Genomic DNA, 19,301 nt, shown 5'->3' with positions numbered 1-19,301 from the left:
TGGTGAGGTTTGCATGTCATTTAAGCTAGGTTCGTTTAACTATTCTCCTGTCGGTTTCGCCGTGCTGGCCGCCTTGGCGGCGACGCCAGCAGTGGCCGATGATGCCGAAAGCAGCCTGGTTGAGGCAAATATCGAACGTATTACCGTGACGGGGCGAACCTTTAACGACTATAAGGTGGGCGTTGCTTCCGGCGCCATGCGTGGTGATATCGATCTTATGGATACGCCGCAATCTGTGGTGGTGATCCCCGACTTTGTGACCGACGAGCAGTTGGCGACCAACCTGTCGGAGGTTCTGGTAAACGACTCGAGTGTCACCAGCGGCAGCGAGAAGTGGAATCGTCAGGTGTTTAACATCCGCGGTTTCGAGCTGTCATCGGGTTCGGGTTATCTGATCAATGGTCAGCAGCAGTGGTCTCACTATGTGCAGCCTATCGAGACCCTGCAACAGGTAGAGGTGTTAAAGGGACCCTCTAGCATGCTCTATGGCCAGTCTGGCCCAGGCGGCCTGATCAACATGGTCACTAAGAAGCCTACCTATGACACCCTGTTTGAGCTGGGCTTCGACACCGACGAGCATGGATCGACCCGATTTCAGCTGGATGCCGGTGGAAGCCTGAACGAGGCGCAGACCATACGCTACCGCACAGTGCTGGTTAAGCAAGACACTCAATATTGGCGTGAATATCAGGACGGCAGCAATCAGGAGCGGGATCGCTGGTTGGGCTACCTGAACCTTGAGTTCGATATCACAGACGATCTCATGCTGTCGCTCAAGTATGACCACACTCAGGATAAGACGGGCATAGACCGTGGTGGCTGGCTCAATAGTCAAGGCGAGCTGATCGGTGGCCGCGATCTCATCTGGGATCAGCCCTGGGCCTTTACCGACAACACCATCTCAAACTTGGGTGCCGAGCTAACCTATCATCTCAGCGACGACTGGCAGGTGAAGGCGGGTTATAACGACCAGCAGTTTAATCGGCAGCGTTTAGATTCTTCACCTAGCCTGGTAAAGGGCTCGGAAGATCCCTTCACCGATGGCTACACCATTAGCCCGTTCGACCGTTATGACGACTGGCAACACAAGACGGGCTTCATCGACTTTACCGGCGACTTTAGCACCGGTGACTTCGAGCACAAGTTGTTGATCGGCGCCAATATGCTGGACTACTACTATGGCCAGCTAAAGGAGGCGGGAGATAAGAACCAGTTGGTGATGCCGGGGCAGCCTGTTCCTCGTCCGGATTTGGATTATCATCGCGATACCACCAAGTCTGAGTCCGACTATAAGCATTATGGCTTCTATATTCAGGATCTGATGACCATCAACCAGCAATGGCAGTTGTTGGCTGGCGTACGCTACGATGAGCAGAAGAAGGATGGTAAGGGCAACAACAGCTATGCGGTATCGCCTAAGTTTGGGGTGATCTACTCGCCAGCCGAAAATGGCAGCATCTACTTCAACTACTCTAAGAGCTTCACGCCCCAGGGGATGGTGAATGATCCGGATGATGTGAACGATCAGATGAATCTGGATCCTGAGTATGGCGAGCAGTTTGAGGTCGGTACCAAGTGGGAACTGTTCGATGGCAGCCTGCTGCTAACCGGCGCCCTGTTCGATATTACGGTATCCAATGTTACCGTGACCCAAGATCTCGAGGTGATCCCTACCAGTGGTGATAAGACGATCACCACTCAATCCGGTGAACAGCGTCATAAAGGCTTCGAGATGGGGGCTCAAGGGCAGCTGAGCGACAAGTGGTTCATGACAGGATCTATGATGTATCTCGATGCCGAGTATCAACGCCCGCAAGAAGACAGACTCAACGGCAAGACGCCTGTAGACGCACCCGAGTGGTCGGCCAACATCTGGACCCGTTACGAGATGACAGAGGCCTTAGCGCTTAACTTTGGTGCCATCTATGTGGGTGAGCGTTTCGCCAATACGGATAACACCATCACCAAGGATGCCTATGTGCGTTTCGATATCGGCGCCGCCTATACCATGGATGTGATGGGGAGCGATGTCAGTGTACGTCTCAATGTGAAGAACCTGTTCGATACCGATTACCTAGCCGGTGGTACCAATACGGATGTTACCGTGGGTGAGGGACGTCATTTCGGCTTAGCGCTGCAAGCCAAGTTCTAAACTCAATTTTATTTCACTCATTAAGCCGCTATCTGTGATAGCGGCTTTTTGCGTTTTTGGCTCGGTTTTCAATCTTTATTGCTGGTAAAAAAGTTTCGAATCACTATAATTCATCTTTCGAAACGAAACTTAAGTGAAACTCTTTGTGAATAAACGAAACACTCAACAGCGCCGCCACAGCATTATTGCCGTCTTGAATGAGACCGGCGAGGTGAGCGTCGATGAGCTGGCTAATCGTTTCGAGACCTCCGAGGTCACCATACGTAAAGACTTGGCTGTGCTGGAAAAAACTGGCCTGCTGCTGCGTCGTTACGGTGGCGCCGTGGCGATCCCCGATGAGGTGACTCAGCAGTTCAGCGCCAAGATAGCTCCCAACAAGCTGTCTATCGCCGAGGCTGCGGCCAGGCTGATAAAAGATCATAACCGCATCATCATAGATAGCGGCAGCACCACCTCGGGCCTGGTACAGCAACTCAATACCAAGCGCGGCCTGGTGGTGATGACCAACTCGTTGCAGCTGGCCAACGCCATACACGAGCTGGAAAATGAGCCAACGCTACTGATGACAGGTGGCACCTGGGATCCCCATTCAGAATCTTTCCAGGGGCAGGTGGCCGAACAGGTGCTTCGCTCCTATAACTTCGATCAGCTGTTCATCGGCGCCGATGGGATAGATCTCGCCAGAGGCACCACCACCTTCAACGAGTTGACCGGCCTGAGCAAGGTGATGGCCGAGGTCTCCCGTGAAGTGATCGTCATGGTGGACTCAGACAAGATAGGCAGGCGCATACCTAACCTGGAGCTGCCATGGCAGCAGATAAGCGTCCTGGTGACCGACGACAGAGTCGATGAGCAGACGGTAGAACAAATTATCGAGCAGGGGGTAGAGGTGATCCTCGCGCCCTATTCAAAGTAAATTTTTAAATTAGTAAGAGTAAGTAGGAAAAGACTATGTGCGGAATCGTTGGCGCAGTGGCGCAAAGGGATGTTGCGGAAATTCTAGTCGAGGGGCTACGCCGCCTCGAATATCGTGGTTATGACTCTGCCGGTGTGGCGGTTATCCATAACAATGAACTGGCAAGCACACGCCGTGTGGGCAAGGTGCAAGAGCTGTCTAGTGCCCTAGAGCAGGCGCCGCTGGTCGGTGGCACAGGTATCGCACACACGCGCTGGGCGACCCATGGCGAGCCGAGTGAGCGTAATGCTCACCCTCATCAGTCTAGCGGTGACATTGCCGTAGTGCACAACGGCATCATCGAAAACCACAACAAGCTACGCGACATGCTAAAGGGCCTGGGTTACACCTTTAACTCAGACACAGATACCGAAGTGATCTGCCACCTGGTACACCATGAGCTTAAGTCTCATGACACTCTGCTTGGCGCAGTGCAGGCCACGGTCAAACAACTCGAAGGCGCCTATGGCACAGTGGTGATCGACCGTCGTGACAGCGAGCGCATGATAGTCGCCCGCTCAGGCAGCCCACTGGTAATAGGCTTCGGCTTGGGTGAAAACTTTGTCGCCTCTGATCAGTTGGCACTGCTACCTGTGACGCGCTCGTTCGCCTTCCTCGAAGAGGGTGATGTGGCCGAGGTGACCCGTCGCACCGTGAGTATCTTCGACGTTGATGGCAACGCGGTTGAGCGTGAAGTGAAAGAGTCTGAAGTGACCCATGATGCGGGCGACAAGGGCGAGTACCGTCACTATATGCTCAAGGAGATCTATGAGCAGCCTCGCGCTATCGCTCATACCCTTGAGGGACGCATCGCTGGTGGCCATGTGCTGGATTCTGCCTTTGGTGAAAACGCGGCTGAGTTCCTAAAAGATATCAAACACGTGCAGATCATCGCCTGTGGTACCAGCTATCACGCGGGTATGGCGGCACGTTACTGGCTTGAGGATTGGGCCGGCGTTTCCTGTAACGTCGAGATCGCCTCTGAGTTCCGTTATCGTAAGTCGCACCTGTTCCCCAACAGCCTGTTGGTGACCATCTCTCAGTCGGGCGAAACCGCCGATACCCTGGCCGCGCTGCGTCTGGCCAAAGAGATGGGCTACAAGGCGACCCTGACCATCTGTAACGCGCCGGGTTCGTCACTGGTTCGCGAGTCGGACATGGCGTACATGATGAAGGCGGGCGCCGAGATCGGCGTGGCCTCAACCAAGGCCTTTACCGTTCAGCTGGCAGGTCTCCTAATGCTGACCGCCGCTGTCGGTCGTCACAACGGCATGTCTCCCGAGATGCTGGCCGAGATCACCCAGAGTCTGCAGTCTATGCCGGCTAAGGTGGAGCAGGCGCTGGGCTTGGATGATGCCATCGCCGAGTTGGCCGAAGACTTTGCCGATAAGCATCATGCCTTGTTCCTGGGCCGCGGCGATCAATATCCTATCGCGATGGAAGGTGCGCTCAAGCTTAAGGAGATCTCCTACATCCACGCCGAAGCTTATGCATCTGGTGAGCTTAAGCACGGTCCGCTGGCGCTGATCGATGCCGATATGCCGGTGATCGTCGTGGCGCCAAACAACGAACTGCTTGAAAAGCTCAAGTCGAACGTCGAAGAGGTGCGTGCCCGCGGTGGCCTCATGTATGTGTTTGCCGACAAGGACGCCGAGTTCGAGTCAGACGACACCATGAAGGTGATCCCAGTGCCACATTGTGATGACTACATGGCGCCGCTCATCTACACCATCCCTCTACAGCTGCTCTCTTATCATGTCGCCTTGATCAAGGGTACCGATGTGGATCAGCCGCGTAACCTGGCTAAGTCGGTGACGGTAGAGTAATTTGCGCTCTTAAACTAAGCCCCATATCAGAAAATGCAGCCTCTCTAACGGCTGCTTTTTTTATGCCTGCCGCTTTTTCACCACACTTTCGATTTTTTCTTCTCGAGTTCCTTGACCTGTGTCTAACACACAGGTTTATAGTCAAGGCATGAGCTTAAAAAATGTCTTGTTGGAGTGGATATGCGCGTCAATCAACTAGCAAAGAATCTCAATATCACGGGTGATACCGTGCGCTTTTATACCCGCATCGGCCTGCTGAGCCCGGCTAAGTCTTCGGTCAACGGCTACAAGGACTACAGTGACAAGGATCAGTCGCGGATGCAGTTTATCCTAAGCGCCAGAAATCTGGGATTTAGCGTCGATGAGATCAAGGTGATCTTCTCGCGCACGGATCAGGGCGAGAGCGCCTGCGGCCTGGTGCGGCAGATGATCCAGCAGAAGCTAGAGGAGACTGAGAAGCAGTTTGAAGAGATGGTGAAGCTGAGACGCAAGCTGTCGAATGCTGTGGAAGATTGGTCCCATAAGCCGGACAAGGCGCCGACCGGCAACATGATCTGCCATCTAATCGAAGGCGCTTATACAGAAAGCAGTCAGTTAGAAGCAAATCGAGAGTCAAGTATGATGCCTAGCCTGGAGGATTGAAGATGGACACCAACAGAGTACAACTCAACATCATAGGCGCCGGCTGTGCCAGCTGCGTCGGTAAGATAGAGAAGGCATTAAATTCTGTCCCCGGGGTCGATTCGGCCGAGATGAACTTTGCCGAGCGCATCGTCGAAGTATCTGGAACGGCAACGCCAGAGCAGCTGATTGCGGCCGTCGAGGCGGCGGGTTATAACGCGACCCAGCTGCAGGCCGAGGCGGGTAATGATGCCATGGATGAGAAGGAGCAGGCGGATCTCGACTATTACCGCAGCCTGCTGCACCATACCTTTATCGCCCTGTCCGTAGGTATTCCCTTGATGATCTACGGCTTGTTTATCGGGGAGATGACGGTAACGACCACGAACGAGCAATTAGCCTGGGGGCTGGTGGGCTTGGTGACCCTGAGCATCATGCTCCTGTCAGGTAAACACTTCTATGTGGGGGCGTGGAAATCCTTTGTACACCACAACGCCAACATGGACACGCTTATCGCCTTAGGTACAGGCACCGCCTGGCTCTATTCCATGCTGGTGGTCGCCTTTCCAACCCTGCTGCCCGAGATGGCGCGCCACGTCTATTTTGAGGCCACGGCGATGATCATAGGTTTGATCAACCTGGGATTGGCATTGGAGGTCAAGGCCAGGGGCAAGACCTCAGAGGCGATTAAGCGCCTGATCGGCTTACAGGCCAAGACGGCGCGGGTGATACGAGACGGTAAGGAACTGGATATCGACATCGCTCAGGTGCTGCAAGGCGATAAGGTACGGGTGCGCCCCGGCGAGAAGATCCCTGTCGATGGTGTGGTCATCGAGGGCACCACCATGGTGGATGAGTCTATGCTGACCGGCGAACCTATGCCGGTTGAGAAGGCTATCGACAGCGAGGTTGTCACGGGGACCCTAAACAAGTCCGGTTCTATTGTCTTTAGCGCGACCCGAGTGGGGAAAGACACTGCTCTTGCCAGAATCATCGCCATGGTGAAGCGGGCGCAGAACTCTAAGCCGCCAATCGGTAGGCTTGCCGATGTAATTGCCAGCTATTTCGTACCGGCCATCATGATCATTGCCATCGTTAGCGCCATGGTGTGGTTTAACTTCGGCCCCGAGCCTTCAATGGTGTTTGCCATCGTCTCGGCCACGACTGTGTTGATCATCGCCTGTCCCTGTGCCCTGGGGTTGGCCACGCCTATGTCTGTCATGGTAGGTGTGGGCAAGGCGGCCGAGTCTGGAGTGCTGATCCGTAACGGCGAGGCGCTACAAACCGCCTCTAAGATCAGTGTCATGGTACTGGATAAGACGGGCACTATTACTCAGGGTTCACCTCAGGTCACAGATGTGGTGGCGACTCAGGCGTCCTCTATCGACGAGGACGGGATACTAGCCCTGGCCGCCGGCATTGAGCGACACTCAGAGCATCCCCTGGCCGAGGCGATTGTCGAGACGGCTAACAGCAGCGGCATTCAGATGGAGGCCGTCGAGGACTTTAATGCCATCTCCGGGCGCGGAGTCGAGGCCAAATTGAATGGGCAGACGCTGCTGTTTGGTAATCAGGCGCTGATGCAGGACTTCGGTGTGGATACTCAGGCCTATCAGGCCAAGGCGCAGCAGTTGGCGGCGGAGGCCAAGACGCCCATGTATCTGGCGAGAGACAATGAGCTTATTGCCATCATAGCGGTGGCAGACCCTATTAAGCCTGACTCGGCCGAGGCGATCGCCCGGCTTAAGCACAATGGCATCAAGGTGGTGATGTTAACCGGAGATAATCAGGCCACCGCCGCGGCGGTGGCGGCTAAGGTTGGCATAGAGACGTTTTTTGCCGAGGTGATGCCTCAGGATAAGGCCAGTAAGGTCGCCGAGCTACAGCAAGATGGTGAGGTAGTGGGCATGACGGGTGATGGTATCAACGACGCCCCGGCACTGGCACTAGCTAATGTGGGCTTCGCCATAGGTACGGGCACGGATGTGGCTATTGAGAGTGCCGATATTACTTTGATGCGTGGCTCCTTACACGGTTTGGCCGATGCGATTGCGGTCAGCAAGGCAACGCTGAGAAATATCAAGCAGAATCTGTTTGGCGCCTTCGTCTATAACGCCGCGGGTATTCCCATTGCCGCTGGGATCCTCTACCCCATGTTTGGCTTACTGCTTAACCCTGTGATTGCCGGTGCGGCCATGGCCTTCTCATCGCTAACCGTGGTGAGCAACGCCAATCGTCTGCGTCTGTTTAAAGCCAAAGCGCATTAGGAGGCTGGTATGTTATTTATCAATCTGTTCTGTCTCGCCCTTATCGGTTTTATAGTCTGGTGGTTCTGGCTCTACTCGCCCGAGGCGCCCGTGAGTCAGGAGGGCATAGAGATAGTGGTCAAGGATGGGGTCTATACGCCGTCGCGTATCAAGATCCCCTCGGGCCAGGCGACTTCACTTACCTTTCTAAGGCAGGATAAATCTGGCTGTTCGGCGACCCTACAGCTGCCAGCACTGGAGATCAGTGAGGAGCTGGCATTGGATAAGCCTACGGTAATCAAGATTCCGGCCATGACACCGGGAGAGTATGCATTCCACTGCCAGATGCAGATGTATAAAGGTGTGCTAGTCGTCGAATAAATGGGACGACTGAAAGGGTGAATGAAAGCGTCGACTAAGGGTCAGCAGCGGGACTTGGTACAAATAGTAGGGCAAACGCTGTCTTCAGGTTTGCCCTACATTTATGTCAGTATCAGAAGCGATATCCGAGGGCGAAAGTAAAGGTATGGGTATCGAGTAAATCCATCGCCTGATAGTGATAGGTGAGACCGAGATCCATGCCCGACGCAAACTCCATCCGCCAGCCTAGTCCTGCCAGCAGGCCGGTACCATCATCTGTGTACTTACGGTCGTTGTCATCGGTATCGGTAAACTCCAGTCGATATTGGTTCGCGCCGAGTTTAAATACCAATCGGTTTCTCTGAGACAGGGGGAGTGTATACAGAGCTGCCGCTCGGAAGCTGCCGACATCATCGAGTTGATTGCCATAAAAGCTAAAGAGGTTGGTGATAAATACATCCTGTCGCATGTAACCCACTTCTACCCCCCATTCTGAACTGAATTGGTAACGGTAGGCGAGATCATAATGGGACTGAATGTCATCACCATCGATGGCTTTGCCCGATGAGACTCTTGATTCACCCATGCCAGCCCCTAGTGACAGGGCGTGATGGTAATCCGACGCGAAAGAGAGAGGTGTAACGAGCAGGCAAGCTGCGGCAAGAAGAGCTTTCATAACAATCCTTTGTAAGTTGATAACGGCAAAATATCGAATCCGACTTATAGCAGATGTCGCCTACAAAGGGTACAGATAATTTGTTTTTGCTTAAAATTATCGTCTGTTAAATTAGTTATTTTTCAATTATTAATCTAAACAAGGCCTGCTTTTAAGCGTTAAAAGCTACTGTTGGCGGTGACTAGTTGCTACTCAGGCTAACAGCGGCTGGGAGCGCTTCTCTATGCGTTGCCACACCTTATCGTGGAAGTAGAACACGACAGTGTTGATCGCCGGTTCTATAAGTGCCACGGCGCCACCTATCACTATGCTACCGGTTAACAGGTAGGTGATTCCGAATGCGACACCGAAGTGTAGTACTGCAAAGGTGAATGTCTTAGCCATGATGCGTCTCCTCTTAGATTTAATTAAATGATAATTATTATCATTTAAGTTGTAAAGTCGGAGAGTGCGATTGGCTTAATGCAGTAAGACGATTAATAAAGATGAGCGAGTCGAGAAAAATGCCCAGAGTGACAGATACCTTAACTGGCACTCTGGGACGATAGGTATGATTTGGCTATTGATTCTTAATGCGCACCGATTAGCGATGCGCTTAGGTTTAGTCGTACTTAGACACTAATAATGCCAAGGGAACTTAGAGAAATCCTGATCCCGTTTTTCCAGGAAGGCATCTCGTCCTTCTACCGCCTCGTCGGTACCATAGGCTAGGCGTGTCGCCTCACCGGCAAACAGTTGCTGACCCACTAAGCCGTCATCAGGTAGGTTGAAACCATACTTCAACATACGCATGGCCGTAGGCGACTTAGAGTTGATCTCTTTGGCCCATCTCAGCGCCTCGGTTTCCAACTCAGCATGGGGGATGGCGCGATTGACCATGCCCATGTCGAACGCCTCCTCCGCACTGTAATTAAAACCGAGGAAGAAAATTTCCCGGGCACGTTTCTGGCCTATCATCTTGGCGAGGTAGGCGCTGCCGTACCCCGAGTCGAAGCTGCCTACATCCGGGTCGGTTTGTTTAAATACCGCATGCTCTTTAGAGGCCAGGGTAAGATCGCAGACCACATGCAGGCTATGACCACCGCCGACCGCCCAGCCCGGCACGACCGCTATTACCACCTTAGGCATGAAACGGATCAGGCGCTGTACCTCTAAGATATGCAGGCGGCCCATGCGCGCCAAGTCGGGTCTATCTGTCTCTTCGCCTTCATACTTGTAGCCATCTTTGCCGCGGATACGTTGATCGCCGCCAGCACTGAAGGACCACTGTCCCTTGGCCGACGGGCCGTTGCCGGTCAGCAGCACACAACCTACATCAGACCATTGGCGGGCATGATCCAGGGCGATATAGAGTTCATCGACCGTCTTAGGGCGAAATGAGTTGAGGCAATCTGGACGATCTATGGCGATACGTACCGTGCCCTGATCCTTCGCCCTATGGTAGGTAATATCTTCGAAATCAAATCCTGGCACTCGATCCCATAAGGAGGGATCAAAGATATCGGAAACCTTGTCTGTCATGTTCGTAACCCTATGTGTGTCGCATCGAGATGATGAGCCAAGGCTAGGCTCATTATGAATAGAGATCAATTAGGCTGCAGAAAACCGTGCGCTGGGCAAAGCTTTCTGTAGCCTGTGAGGGATTATCTGAGCTTGTCGCAGATAAATTGCTGGTTATCTTTGCTCAGCTCGTCAAAGCGATTGCTGCTATTGCCGCAATATTTCTCGGTAAACTCGAGCACCGACTCTTTCGATTCGAGAATATTGTCCAGTGCCGCTAACTCTTTTCGAGTCAGTCGCTCCGCGATTTGCGTCTTGAACATCGCGATGTTTTTGTCGACACGGATGATCTTGGTTCCCGTCATCGAGTCGAGTTTACGTTCGATACGCTTCATCAGGGCATCGGTTTGCGCGATGGGCTCATCGAGTTTGTCTGTCTCGGTCGCTAGATAATAGAGTAATCCTATCCCTGCACCTAAAATAATCCAGCCTCTCATTATTTATCCAACCATGGTGAACAATCAGTATTAGAAATGTATAATAAGCCAGTTTTCATGGAATATTAAAGCTGTAAGGCTGTTAAATATGAACGCAGAATCAAATAAAAAGGATTATTCCAAGGCTGAGCGGATCAAAATTCATCAGCCGGACGAGAATAAATCCGATCGTTTTAATCCCCGCAATCGTATTTATGTTAGAGCAATAGAAGGATTTTGGACTCAGCTACGTCGCCGCTTGGGCTGGGTTGCTATGCTCTTTTTCCTTATCTTGCCCTGGATCCCCTGGGGAGACAGACAAGCCGTCTGGTTTAACCTAGGTGAGCAGAAGTTTCATATCTTCGGCCTAACCATTTGGCCCCAAGACCTTACCTTACTCGCTGCATTATTAATGATAGCCGCGTTTGGTCTCTTTTTTGTGACAACTTATCTTGGCCGTGTCTGGTGTGGTTATACCTGCCCGCAGACGGTGTGGACCTTTATTTTCATCTGGTTCGAAGAGAAATTTGAAGGTGCCCGTAATAAGCGGATGAAGTTAGATCAGATGCCATGGAGTTTTAATAAGGTTTGGCGCAAGACGGCCAAGCATCTCTCCTGGTTATTGGTGTCGCTACTCACCGCCATGACCTTCGTCTCCTATTTCGTACCGACCACCGAAGTCTATGCCGACGTCTTTAGTGGCAGCGCCTCGGGCGCCATCTATTTCTGGGTAACCCTGTTTACTGTGGCCACCTATGGTAATGCCGGCTGGATGCGCGAGATCATGTGTATCCACATGTGCCCATACGCCCGCTTCCAATCGGCCATGTTCGACAAGAACACCTTTATTGTGGGTTATGACACCAAGCGCGGTGAAGATCGTGGTCCCCGTTCGCGTAAGGCCGATCCTAAGGCCCTTGGCCTGGGCGATTGTATCGACTGCGATCTCTGCGTGCAGGTGTGTCCTACCGGTATCGATATTCGTAACGGTCTGCAATATGAGTGCATCAACTGTGGCTCTTGTATCGATGCCTGTGATACCACCATGGAGCGCATGGGTTACGACAAAGGCTTGATCGCCTACACCACGGAAAACAAACTCGAAGGCGTGAAAGAGAAGGTACTACGACCTAAGCTCCTGGGTTATGGCGCCGTGTTGGCATTCATGATCTTAGTCTTTATCTATGCGACGGTGACCATAGCGCCTGTGCGTATCGATATCATTCGTGACCGTAACCAGCTCTTTAGGGAAAATGATCAAGGTCTAATCGAGAACACCTTTACCCTGAAGATCTTGAATAAGACGGAAGCCAAGCATGAGTATCAACTCAGCGTCGACGGTCTGCCTGACTATCAGTGGTATGGTCCGCAATCTGTGACTATCGAAGGAGGCGAGGTGTTGACCCTGCCTGTGAGTGTCGCCGTGGATCCTGTAGGACTGTCACGGGCCATGACCAGAGTCGACTTCAAGGTCACCACGGTATTAGACGGTGAGACAGTCGAGGCGACCCAAGAGTCACGCTTCTTTAGCCAATAACCTGGCTGCGACTATTACTCGTTAATAGTAAAAAGTAGCGAAAGATAGGAAAAGGGGCTTTTTAGCCCCTTTTTTGTACGTAATGCCTGATTATTGCCCGCTTAGTCATCAAAGTGTCATTTTCTTTCAAAAAGCCCTTGCGTAAAAGAATCGTCTCCCTATAATGCGCATCCACTGACACGGCGCAGCAACTTCTTCAACTGGTGAAAGCCAGATAAACAGAGGGGTTCAGCCTAGTCAGCAACTCGATTACAGTAGCGGTTAAACGCAATGAGTTGAGTCGGGCAGAAAGTGGTTTAAGGCTTTCAAATGTCGCCTTCTGGTTAAAGAATCGACGCTTGAAAAACTTCTTGAAATTAACCCTTGACGCCAACATCGGGAAGTGTAGAATACGCATCCCTAAGCCAACGGCCCGGCGCCAGTGGCAGCATCGAAAATAACGATGCAATGCTCTTTAACAAGATAAAACAAGAAATCTGTGTGGACACTCACAGGTATTGAGTTAATCGAAAACGATTTAAATCTCAATGCAACGATGAGTGTTCATAGCAATATGTACAAACATGTAGATGATTCTTCCGAGTCATTTATGTGAATCAGAATTCATTGAGTCGATTCTTTACTCTTTATTGAGTGAGAGTCAAAAAAACTTTTAATTGAAGAGTTTGATCATGGCTCAGATTGAACGCTGGCGGCAGGCCTAACACATGCAAGTCGAGCGGTAACAGGAAGTAGCTTGCTACTTTGCTGACGAGCGGCGGACGGGTGAGTAATGCCTAGGGAACTGCCCAGTCGAGGGGGATAACAGTTGGAAACGACTGCTAATACCGCATACGCCCTACGGGGGAAAAGAGGGGATCTTCGGACCTTCTGCGATTGGATGTACCTAGGTGGGATTAGCTAGTAGGTGAGGTAATGGCTCACCTAGGCGACGATCCCTAGCTGTTCTGAGAGGATGATCAGCCACACTGGGACTGAGACACGGCCCAGACTCCTACGGGAGGCAGCAGTGGGGAATATTGCACAATGGGCGCAAGCCTGATGCAGCCATGCCGCGTGTGTGAAGAAGGCCTTCGGGTTGTAAAGCACTTTCAGCGAGGAGGAAAGGTTAACGGTTAATACCCGTTAGCTGTGACGTTACTCGCAGAAGAAGCACCGGCTAACTTCGTGCCAGCAGCCGCGGTAATACGAGGGGTGCAAGCGTTAATCGGAATTACTGGGCGTAAAGCGTACGCAGGCGGTTGATTAAGCGAGATGTGAAAGCCCCGGGCTTAACCTGGGAACTGCATTTCGAACTGGTCAACTAGAGTCTTGTAGAGGGGGGTAGAATTTCAGGTGTAGCGGTGAAATGCGTAGAGATCTGAAGGAATACCGGTGGCGAAGGCGGCCCCCTGGACAAAGACTGACGCTCAGGTACGAAAGCGTGGGGAGCAAACAGGATTAGATACCCTGGTAGTCCACGCCGTAAACGATGTCTACTCGGAATTTGGTGTCTTGAACACTGGGTTCTCAAGCTAACGCATTAAGTAGACCGCCTGGGGAGTACGGCCGCAAGGTTAAAACTCAAATGAATTGACGGGGGCCCGCACAAGCGGTGGAGCATGTGGTTTAATTCGATGCAACGCGAAGAACCTTACCTACTCTTGACATCCAGAGAACTTTTCAGAGATGAATTGGTGCCTTCGGGAACTCTGAGACAGGTGCTGCATGGCTGTCGTCAGCTCGTGTTGTGAAATGTTGGGTTAAGTCCCGCAACGAGCGCAACCCTTATCCTTACTTGCCAGCGGGTAATGCCGGGAACTTTAGGGAGACTGCCGGTGATAAACCGGAGGAAGGTGGGGACGACGTCAAGTCATCATGGCCCTTACGAGTAGGGCTACACACGTGCTACAATGGTCGGTACAGAGGGTTGCGAAGCCGCGAGGTGGAGCTAATCTCACAAAGCCGGTCGTAGTCCGGATTGGAGTCTGCAACTCGACTCCATGAAGTCGGAATCGCTAGTAATCGTGGATCAGAATGCCACGGTGAATACGTTCCCGGGCCTTGTACACACCGCCCGTCACACCATGGGAGTGGGCTGCACCAGAAGTAGATAGCTTAACCTTCGGGAGGGCGTTTACCACGGTGTGGTTCATGACTGGGGTGAAGTCGTAACAAGGTAGCCCTAGGGGAACCTGGGGCTGGATCACCTCCTTACCTATACGATTGACTGATATTTGTTGAGTGTTCACACAGATAACTTGTTCTTGTTAGAGCGAGTGGCACGTCCGAGCGGCGATGCTTGTTCTTTAAAAATTTGGAAAGCTGATAGTAATAACCGAAAGGTTATTGCGAAAAATAATTGAGTTCTCAAAACACACTTTAATCAAGTGACTTGAGTATTCTTTTGGCGAAAGTAGAAACCGTTAGTTGCGATGCAGCTCAGATGAAACTCATTTGGGTTGTATGGTTAAGTGACTAAGCGTATACGGTGGATGCCTTGGCAGTCAGAGGCGATGAAGGACGTAGTAACTTGCGAAAAGCGTTGGCGAGCTAGTAACAAGCATTTGAGCTAACGATGTCCGAATGGGGAAACCCGGCACCATAAGGTGTCATCACTAAGTGAATACATAGCTTAGTGAGGCGAACGAGGGGAACTGAAACATCTAAGTACCCTTAGGAAAAGAAATCAACCGAGATTCCCCTAGTAGCGGCGAGCGAACGGGGATTAGCCCTTAAGCCTAGAGGGTGTTAGTGGAATGTGTTGGAAAGCACAGCGATACAGGGTGATAGCCCCGTACATGAAAACTAACTTTAGGTGAAAACGAGTAGGACGGGACACGTGATATCTTGTTCGAATATGGGGGGACCATCCTCCAAGGCTAAATACTCCTGACTGACCGATAGTGAACCAGTACCGTGAGGGAAAGGCGAAAAGAACCCCTGTGAGGGGAGTGAAATAGAACCTGAAACCGTATACGTACAAGCAGTGGGAGCGGTTCTTGAGACCGTGACTGCGTACCTTTTGTATAATGGGTCAGCGACTTACATTTTGTAGCGAGGTTAAGCGAATAGCGGAGCCGTAGGGAAACCGAGTGTTAACTGCGCGTTTAGTTGCAAGGTGTAGACCCGAAACCCGGTGATCTAGCCATGGGCAGGTTGAAGGTTGAGTAACATCAACTGGAGGACCGAACACACGTATGTTGAAAAATGCGGTGATGACTTGTGGCTGGGGGTGAAAGGCCAATCAAACCGGGAGATATCTGGTTCTCCTCGAAAGCTATTTAGGTAGCGCCTCGAGCGAATACCATTGGGGGTAGAGCACTGTTAAGGCTAGGGGGTCATCCCGACTTACCAACCCTTTGCAAACTCCGAATACCAATGAGTACTACTCGGGAGACACACGGCGGGTGCTAACGTCCGTCGTGAAAAGGGAAACAACCCAGACCATCAGCTAAGGTCCCAAAGTTATTGCTAAGTGGGAAACGATGTGGGAAGGCTTAGACAGCTAGGATGTTGGCTTAGAAGCAGCCATCATTTAAAGAAAGCGTAATAGCTCACTAGTCGAGTCGGCCTGCGCGGAAGATATAACGGGGCTAAGCAATACACCGAAGCTATGGGTACTAGCGCTTGCGCTGGTGCGGTAGAGGAGCGTTCTGTAAGCCGTTGAAGGTGAAGGGGTAACCCACGCTGGAGGTATCAGAAGTGCGAATGCTGACATGAGTAACGATAAAGGGGGTGAAAAACCTCCTCGCCGAAAGACCAAGGGTTCCTGTCCAACGTTAATCGGGGCAGGGTGAGTCGACCCCTAAGGCGAGGCCGAAAGGCGTAGTCGATGGGAAACGGGTTAATATTCCCGTACTTCTGCTAACTGCGATGGAGAGACGGAGAAGGCTAGGCTAGCGCGGCGTTGGTTGTCCGCGTTTAAGGCTGTAGGTAGGGTACTTAGGCAAATCCGGGTACCTAATACTGAGAGTTGATGACGAGTCACTACGGTGATGAAGTAGTTGATGCCATGCTTCCAGGAAAATCTTCTAAGCTTCAGGTTAGTAGGAATCGTACCCCAAACCGACACAGGTGGTCGGGTAGAGAATACCAAGGCGCTTGAGAGAACTCGGCTGAAGGAACTAGGCAAAATGGTACCGTAACTTCGGGAGAAGGTACGCTCCTGTTGGTGATGAGACTTGCTCTCTAAGCTGACGGGAGTCGCAGATACCAGGTGGCTGCAACTGTTTATCAAAAACACAGCACTGTGCAAAATCGCAAGATGACGTATACGGTGTGACGCCTGCCCGGTGCCGGAAGGTTAATTGATTGGGTTATCTTCGGAGAAGCTCATGATCGAAGCCCCGGTAAACGGCGGCCGTAACTATAACGGTCCTAAGGTAGCGAAATTCCTTGTCGGGTAAGTTCCGACCTGCACGAATGGCGTAATGATGGCCACGCTGTCTCCAGCCGAGACTCAGTGAAGTTGAAATTGCGGTGAAGATGCCGTATACCCGCGGCTAGACGGAAAGACCCCGTGAACCTTTACTATAGCTTGGCACTGAACATTGACCCTACATGTGTAGGATAGGTGGGAGACTTTGAAGCGGGAACGCCAGTTCTCGTGGAGTCATCCTTGAAATACCACCCTTGTAGTGTTGATGTTCTAACTCTGGCCCCTGAATCGGGGTTGAGGACAGTGCCTGGTGGGTAGTTTGACTGGGGCGGTCTCCTCCCAAAGAGTAACGGAGGAGCACGAAGGTTGGCTAAGTACGGTCGGACATCGTACGGTTAGTGCAATGGCATAAGCCAGCTTAACTGCGAGACATACACGTCGAGCAGGTGCGAAAGCAGGTCATAGTGATCCGGTGGTTCTGAATGGAAGGGCCATCGCTCAACGGATAAAAGGTACTCCGGGGATAACAGGCTGATACCGCCCAAGAGTTCATATCGACGGCGGTGTTTGGCACCTCGATGTCGGCTCATCACATCCTGGGGCTGAAGTCGGTCCCAAGGGTATGGCTGTTCGCCATTTAAAGTGGTACGCGAGCTGGGTTCAGAACGTCGTGAGACAGTTCGGTCCCTATCTGCCGTGGGCGTTGGATGATTGAAGGGAGCTGCTCCTAGTACGAGAGGACCGGAGTGGACGAACCGCTGGTGTTCGGGTTGTCATGCCAATGGCATTGCCCGGTAGCTACGTTCGGAATCGATAACCGCTGAAAGCATCTAAGCGGGAAGCGAGCCCTAAGATGAGTCATCCCTAGACCTTTAAGGTCTCTAAAGAGCCGTCCGAGACTAGGACGTTGATAGGCAGGGTGTGTAAGCGTTGTGAGGCGTTGAGCTAACCTGTACTAATGACTCGTGAGGCTTAACCATACAACCCAAAAGGGTTTTTACTGCAAAGTAAGTAATGGTTTTACGTAATCAAAAGAATACAAAGTACTTGATTGAAGTGCGAACTCAGATTGACTCTTAGAAAAGAGTACAGCTTTCCGAATTTCCAATTTTGTCTGGAAACCATAGCATTGTGGTCCCACCTGATCCCATCCCGAACTCAGAAGTGAAACGCAATCGCGCCGATGGTAGTGTGGGGTCTCCCCATGTGAGAGTAGGTCATTTCCAGGCGCCTAATAAAGCAAAGAGCCCTAGCCTAAAACGCTAGGGCTTTTTGCTTTCTACGCTCGCCTAAATTGCTCCTGGCAATTTAAGGCACTTCCTACATCCATGTAGGTCGCGCGAAAGCGCTACTTCACATGCAGCCCAAAGCTGCTTACGCAGTGTGGACCCCTCAGCTCGCAGCATTGCTGTTTCGCGCTCCAGTCATCCATCAAGCTGCGCTTGATAAGCGGATGTCTTACGCCCCCATGTGAGATTGACGGAGTTAGTATCTGATGTCTGCCTCAGAGCTGGCCTTTACAGGCGCCTTTCTTCTGTGTGTAGAAGACTCCCTGCTCGTGCTTCACGCTACAAAACCTCATGTGAAGGCCGATAAACTGCAGTGTTTAGATAGTCCTGAAGACAAGGCGATGGCATAAGGTGAATGAGTTAAAACACTTAAGTTCGCTAGATAGACGCAACTGAGTTGTTGTCTTATTTCTAGCGATAACGTCATTATCTGTATGGCGTTCTCTATAGAACCTTAGTGTTTTTATCTCTTTTACTATTAGGTGGGGCTAAGCTTTATGAGATCTCAGAATAATGCTGTGATCTTAATGACTAACAAGCTACGCAAATATAGGTATAATGCCGTATGAATTGTCGTCTAGGATGTGGTGCTTGTTGTATAGCGCCGTCTATCACCAGCCCTATCCCTGGCATGCCCAATGGCAAGCCTGCTGGGGTGCGTTGCATCCAGTTAGATGAGCGGAATCTTTGCAAGATATTCGGTCACCCTGAGCGCCCGGCGTTGTGTGATCGTTTCATCGCCGAACCTGAAGTCTGTGGTTCGACGGCAGAAGAGGCACTTTGGTTGATTACATCTTTAGAAGCGGCGACCCAGTCTTAGAAGGTAGGTTATGCAATTAACTCGTTATACAGATTTTGGTATTCGTACGTTAATGTACCTGGCCTTATCGCCAGAGAGAGAAACCCTGTTTAGAATCGCCGAGATCACCGAGGTGTTCGATCTGTCGGCTAACCATGTGTCTAAGATAGTGCACCATCTTGGTAAAGAAGGTTATCTGCAGACGGTACGTGGTAAGGCAGGTGGTTTTAAGCTAGGTAAGCCGGCGGATCAGATCAATATCGGTGTCCTGGTGCGCACGCTGGAAAATTCGCTGTCGCCTATCGATTGCAGCAAGCCCTATTGCCGTTTCTCGCCAGCCTGTCAGCTCAAGGGCGTGCTCGCCGAGGCGGTAGACGCTTATCTGGCCGTGCTAGACAAATACTCATTGGCCGATGTCGTCAGTAACCGTGACGAGTTAAGAGCCTTGCTACCGGATCTTACCATCCCAGTCTTAGAGCTTTAACTTAGCCTTTCTTAAGTTCG

At 51.6% G+C, this 19,301-nt stretch carries 13 protein-coding genes and 3 rRNA genes; 12 read left to right on the top strand and 4 right to left on the bottom strand.

Features of this window, described 5'->3' with window-relative positions:
• The first annotated feature begins 13 nt into the window (after positions 1-13).
• The 6 genes from K0I63_RS19810 (at position 14) to K0I63_RS19785 (ending at position 8,181) form a co-directional block, all read left to right on the top strand.
• Positions 14-2,152 carry a TonB-dependent receptor gene (locus K0I63_RS19810; RefSeq protein ID WP_220082137.1) on the top strand — a complete coding sequence of 713 codons (2,139 nt, stop codon included), beginning with the start codon at positions 14-16 and terminating at the stop codon, positions 2,150-2,152.
• A 145-nt stretch (positions 2,153-2,297) separates the two neighbouring features.
• On the top strand, positions 2,298-3,068 hold the full coding sequence (locus K0I63_RS19805) for a DeoR/GlpR family DNA-binding transcription regulator (protein ID WP_011867631.1): 771 nt from the start codon (positions 2,298-2,300) through the stop codon (positions 3,066-3,068).
• Between the two features lie 35 nt (positions 3,069-3,103).
• Entirely contained in the window at positions 3,104-4,933 is a 1,830-nt protein-coding gene (gene glmS, locus K0I63_RS19800; RefSeq protein ID WP_144202228.1) for a glutamine--fructose-6-phosphate transaminase (isomerizing), read from the top strand.
• Between the two features lie 180 nt (positions 4,934-5,113).
• Complete coding sequence (locus K0I63_RS19795; RefSeq protein WP_220082136.1) at positions 5,114-5,575, top strand: MerR family transcriptional regulator; 462 nt, start codon at positions 5,114-5,116, stop codon at positions 5,573-5,575.
• Positions 5,576-5,577: 2 nt separating this feature from the next.
• On the top strand, positions 5,578-7,821 hold the full coding sequence (locus K0I63_RS19790; protein ID WP_220082135.1) for a heavy metal translocating P-type ATPase: 2,244 nt from the start codon (positions 5,578-5,580) through the stop codon (positions 7,819-7,821).
• A gap of 9 nt (positions 7,822-7,830) precedes the next feature.
• Positions 7,831-8,181, top strand: a complete 351-nt coding sequence (locus tag K0I63_RS19785) for a cupredoxin domain-containing protein (protein WP_220082134.1) — start codon at positions 7,831-7,833, stop codon at positions 8,179-8,181.
• Positions 8,182-8,293: 112 nt separating this feature from the next.
• On the opposite strand, the gene K0I63_RS19780 is transcribed toward K0I63_RS19785, so the two are convergent.
• The 4 genes from K0I63_RS19780 to K0I63_RS19765 form a co-directional block, all read right to left on the bottom strand.
• Positions 8,294-8,836 carry a porin family protein gene (locus K0I63_RS19780; protein ID WP_011867610.1) on the bottom strand — a complete coding sequence of 181 codons (543 nt, stop codon included), beginning with the start codon at positions 8,834-8,836 and terminating at the stop codon, positions 8,294-8,296.
• A 192-nt stretch (positions 8,837-9,028) separates the two neighbouring features.
• Positions 9,029-9,220, bottom strand: a complete 192-nt coding sequence (locus K0I63_RS19775; protein ID WP_144202201.1) for a DUF2061 domain-containing protein — start codon at positions 9,218-9,220, stop codon at positions 9,029-9,031.
• 234 nt (positions 9,221-9,454) lie between these two features.
• Positions 9,455-10,357 (bottom strand): 1,4-dihydroxy-2-naphthoyl-CoA synthase, encoded by a 903-nt coding sequence (locus K0I63_RS19770; protein ID WP_220082133.1) that lies wholly within the window; start codon positions 10,355-10,357, stop codon positions 9,455-9,457.
• A 122-nt stretch (positions 10,358-10,479) separates the two neighbouring features.
• Complete coding sequence (locus K0I63_RS19765; protein ID WP_011867607.1) at positions 10,480-10,833, bottom strand: hypothetical protein; 354 nt, start codon at positions 10,831-10,833, stop codon at positions 10,480-10,482.
• Between the two features lie 88 nt (positions 10,834-10,921).
• Here K0I63_RS19765 and ccoG point away from each other — a divergent pair, with 88 nt between their 5' ends.
• The 6 genes from ccoG to K0I63_RS19735 all read left to right on the top strand — a co-directional run bounded on the left by ccoG (position 10,922) and on the right by K0I63_RS19735 (position 19,281).
• Positions 10,922-12,349 (top strand): cytochrome c oxidase accessory protein CcoG, encoded by a 1,428-nt coding sequence (ccoG, locus tag K0I63_RS19760; protein ID WP_220043771.1) that lies wholly within the window; start codon positions 10,922-10,924, stop codon positions 12,347-12,349.
• Positions 12,350-13,002: 653 nt separating this feature from the next.
• A 16S ribosomal RNA gene (locus K0I63_RS19755) occupies positions 13,003-14,545 on the top strand.
• A 251-nt stretch (positions 14,546-14,796) separates the two neighbouring features.
• A 23S ribosomal RNA gene (locus tag K0I63_RS19750) occupies positions 14,797-17,689 on the top strand.
• Positions 17,690-17,822: 133 nt separating this feature from the next.
• Positions 17,823-17,938, top strand: a 5S ribosomal RNA gene (rrf, locus tag K0I63_RS19745).
• The 16S, 23S and 5S rRNA genes sit together here, the layout of an rRNA operon.
• Positions 17,939-18,563: 625 nt before the next feature.
• Entirely contained in the window at positions 18,564-18,818 is a 255-nt protein-coding gene (locus K0I63_RS19740; RefSeq protein ID WP_011867605.1) for a YkgJ family cysteine cluster protein, read from the top strand.
• A 10-nt stretch (positions 18,819-18,828) separates the two neighbouring features.
• A complete protein-coding gene (locus K0I63_RS19735; protein ID WP_011867604.1) occupies positions 18,829-19,281 on the top strand; it encodes an Rrf2 family transcriptional regulator in 453 nt (150 codons plus the stop codon).
• The last annotated feature ends 20 nt before the right edge of the window (positions 19,282-19,301 follow it).

This window comes from Shewanella rhizosphaerae (assembly GCF_019457655.1).
Taxonomy (GTDB): domain Bacteria; phylum Pseudomonadota; class Gammaproteobacteria; order Enterobacterales; family Shewanellaceae; genus Shewanella; species Shewanella loihica.
Note: the sequence above shows the minus strand (reverse complement) of the source record. Positions and strands in the feature narration are given on the sequence as shown.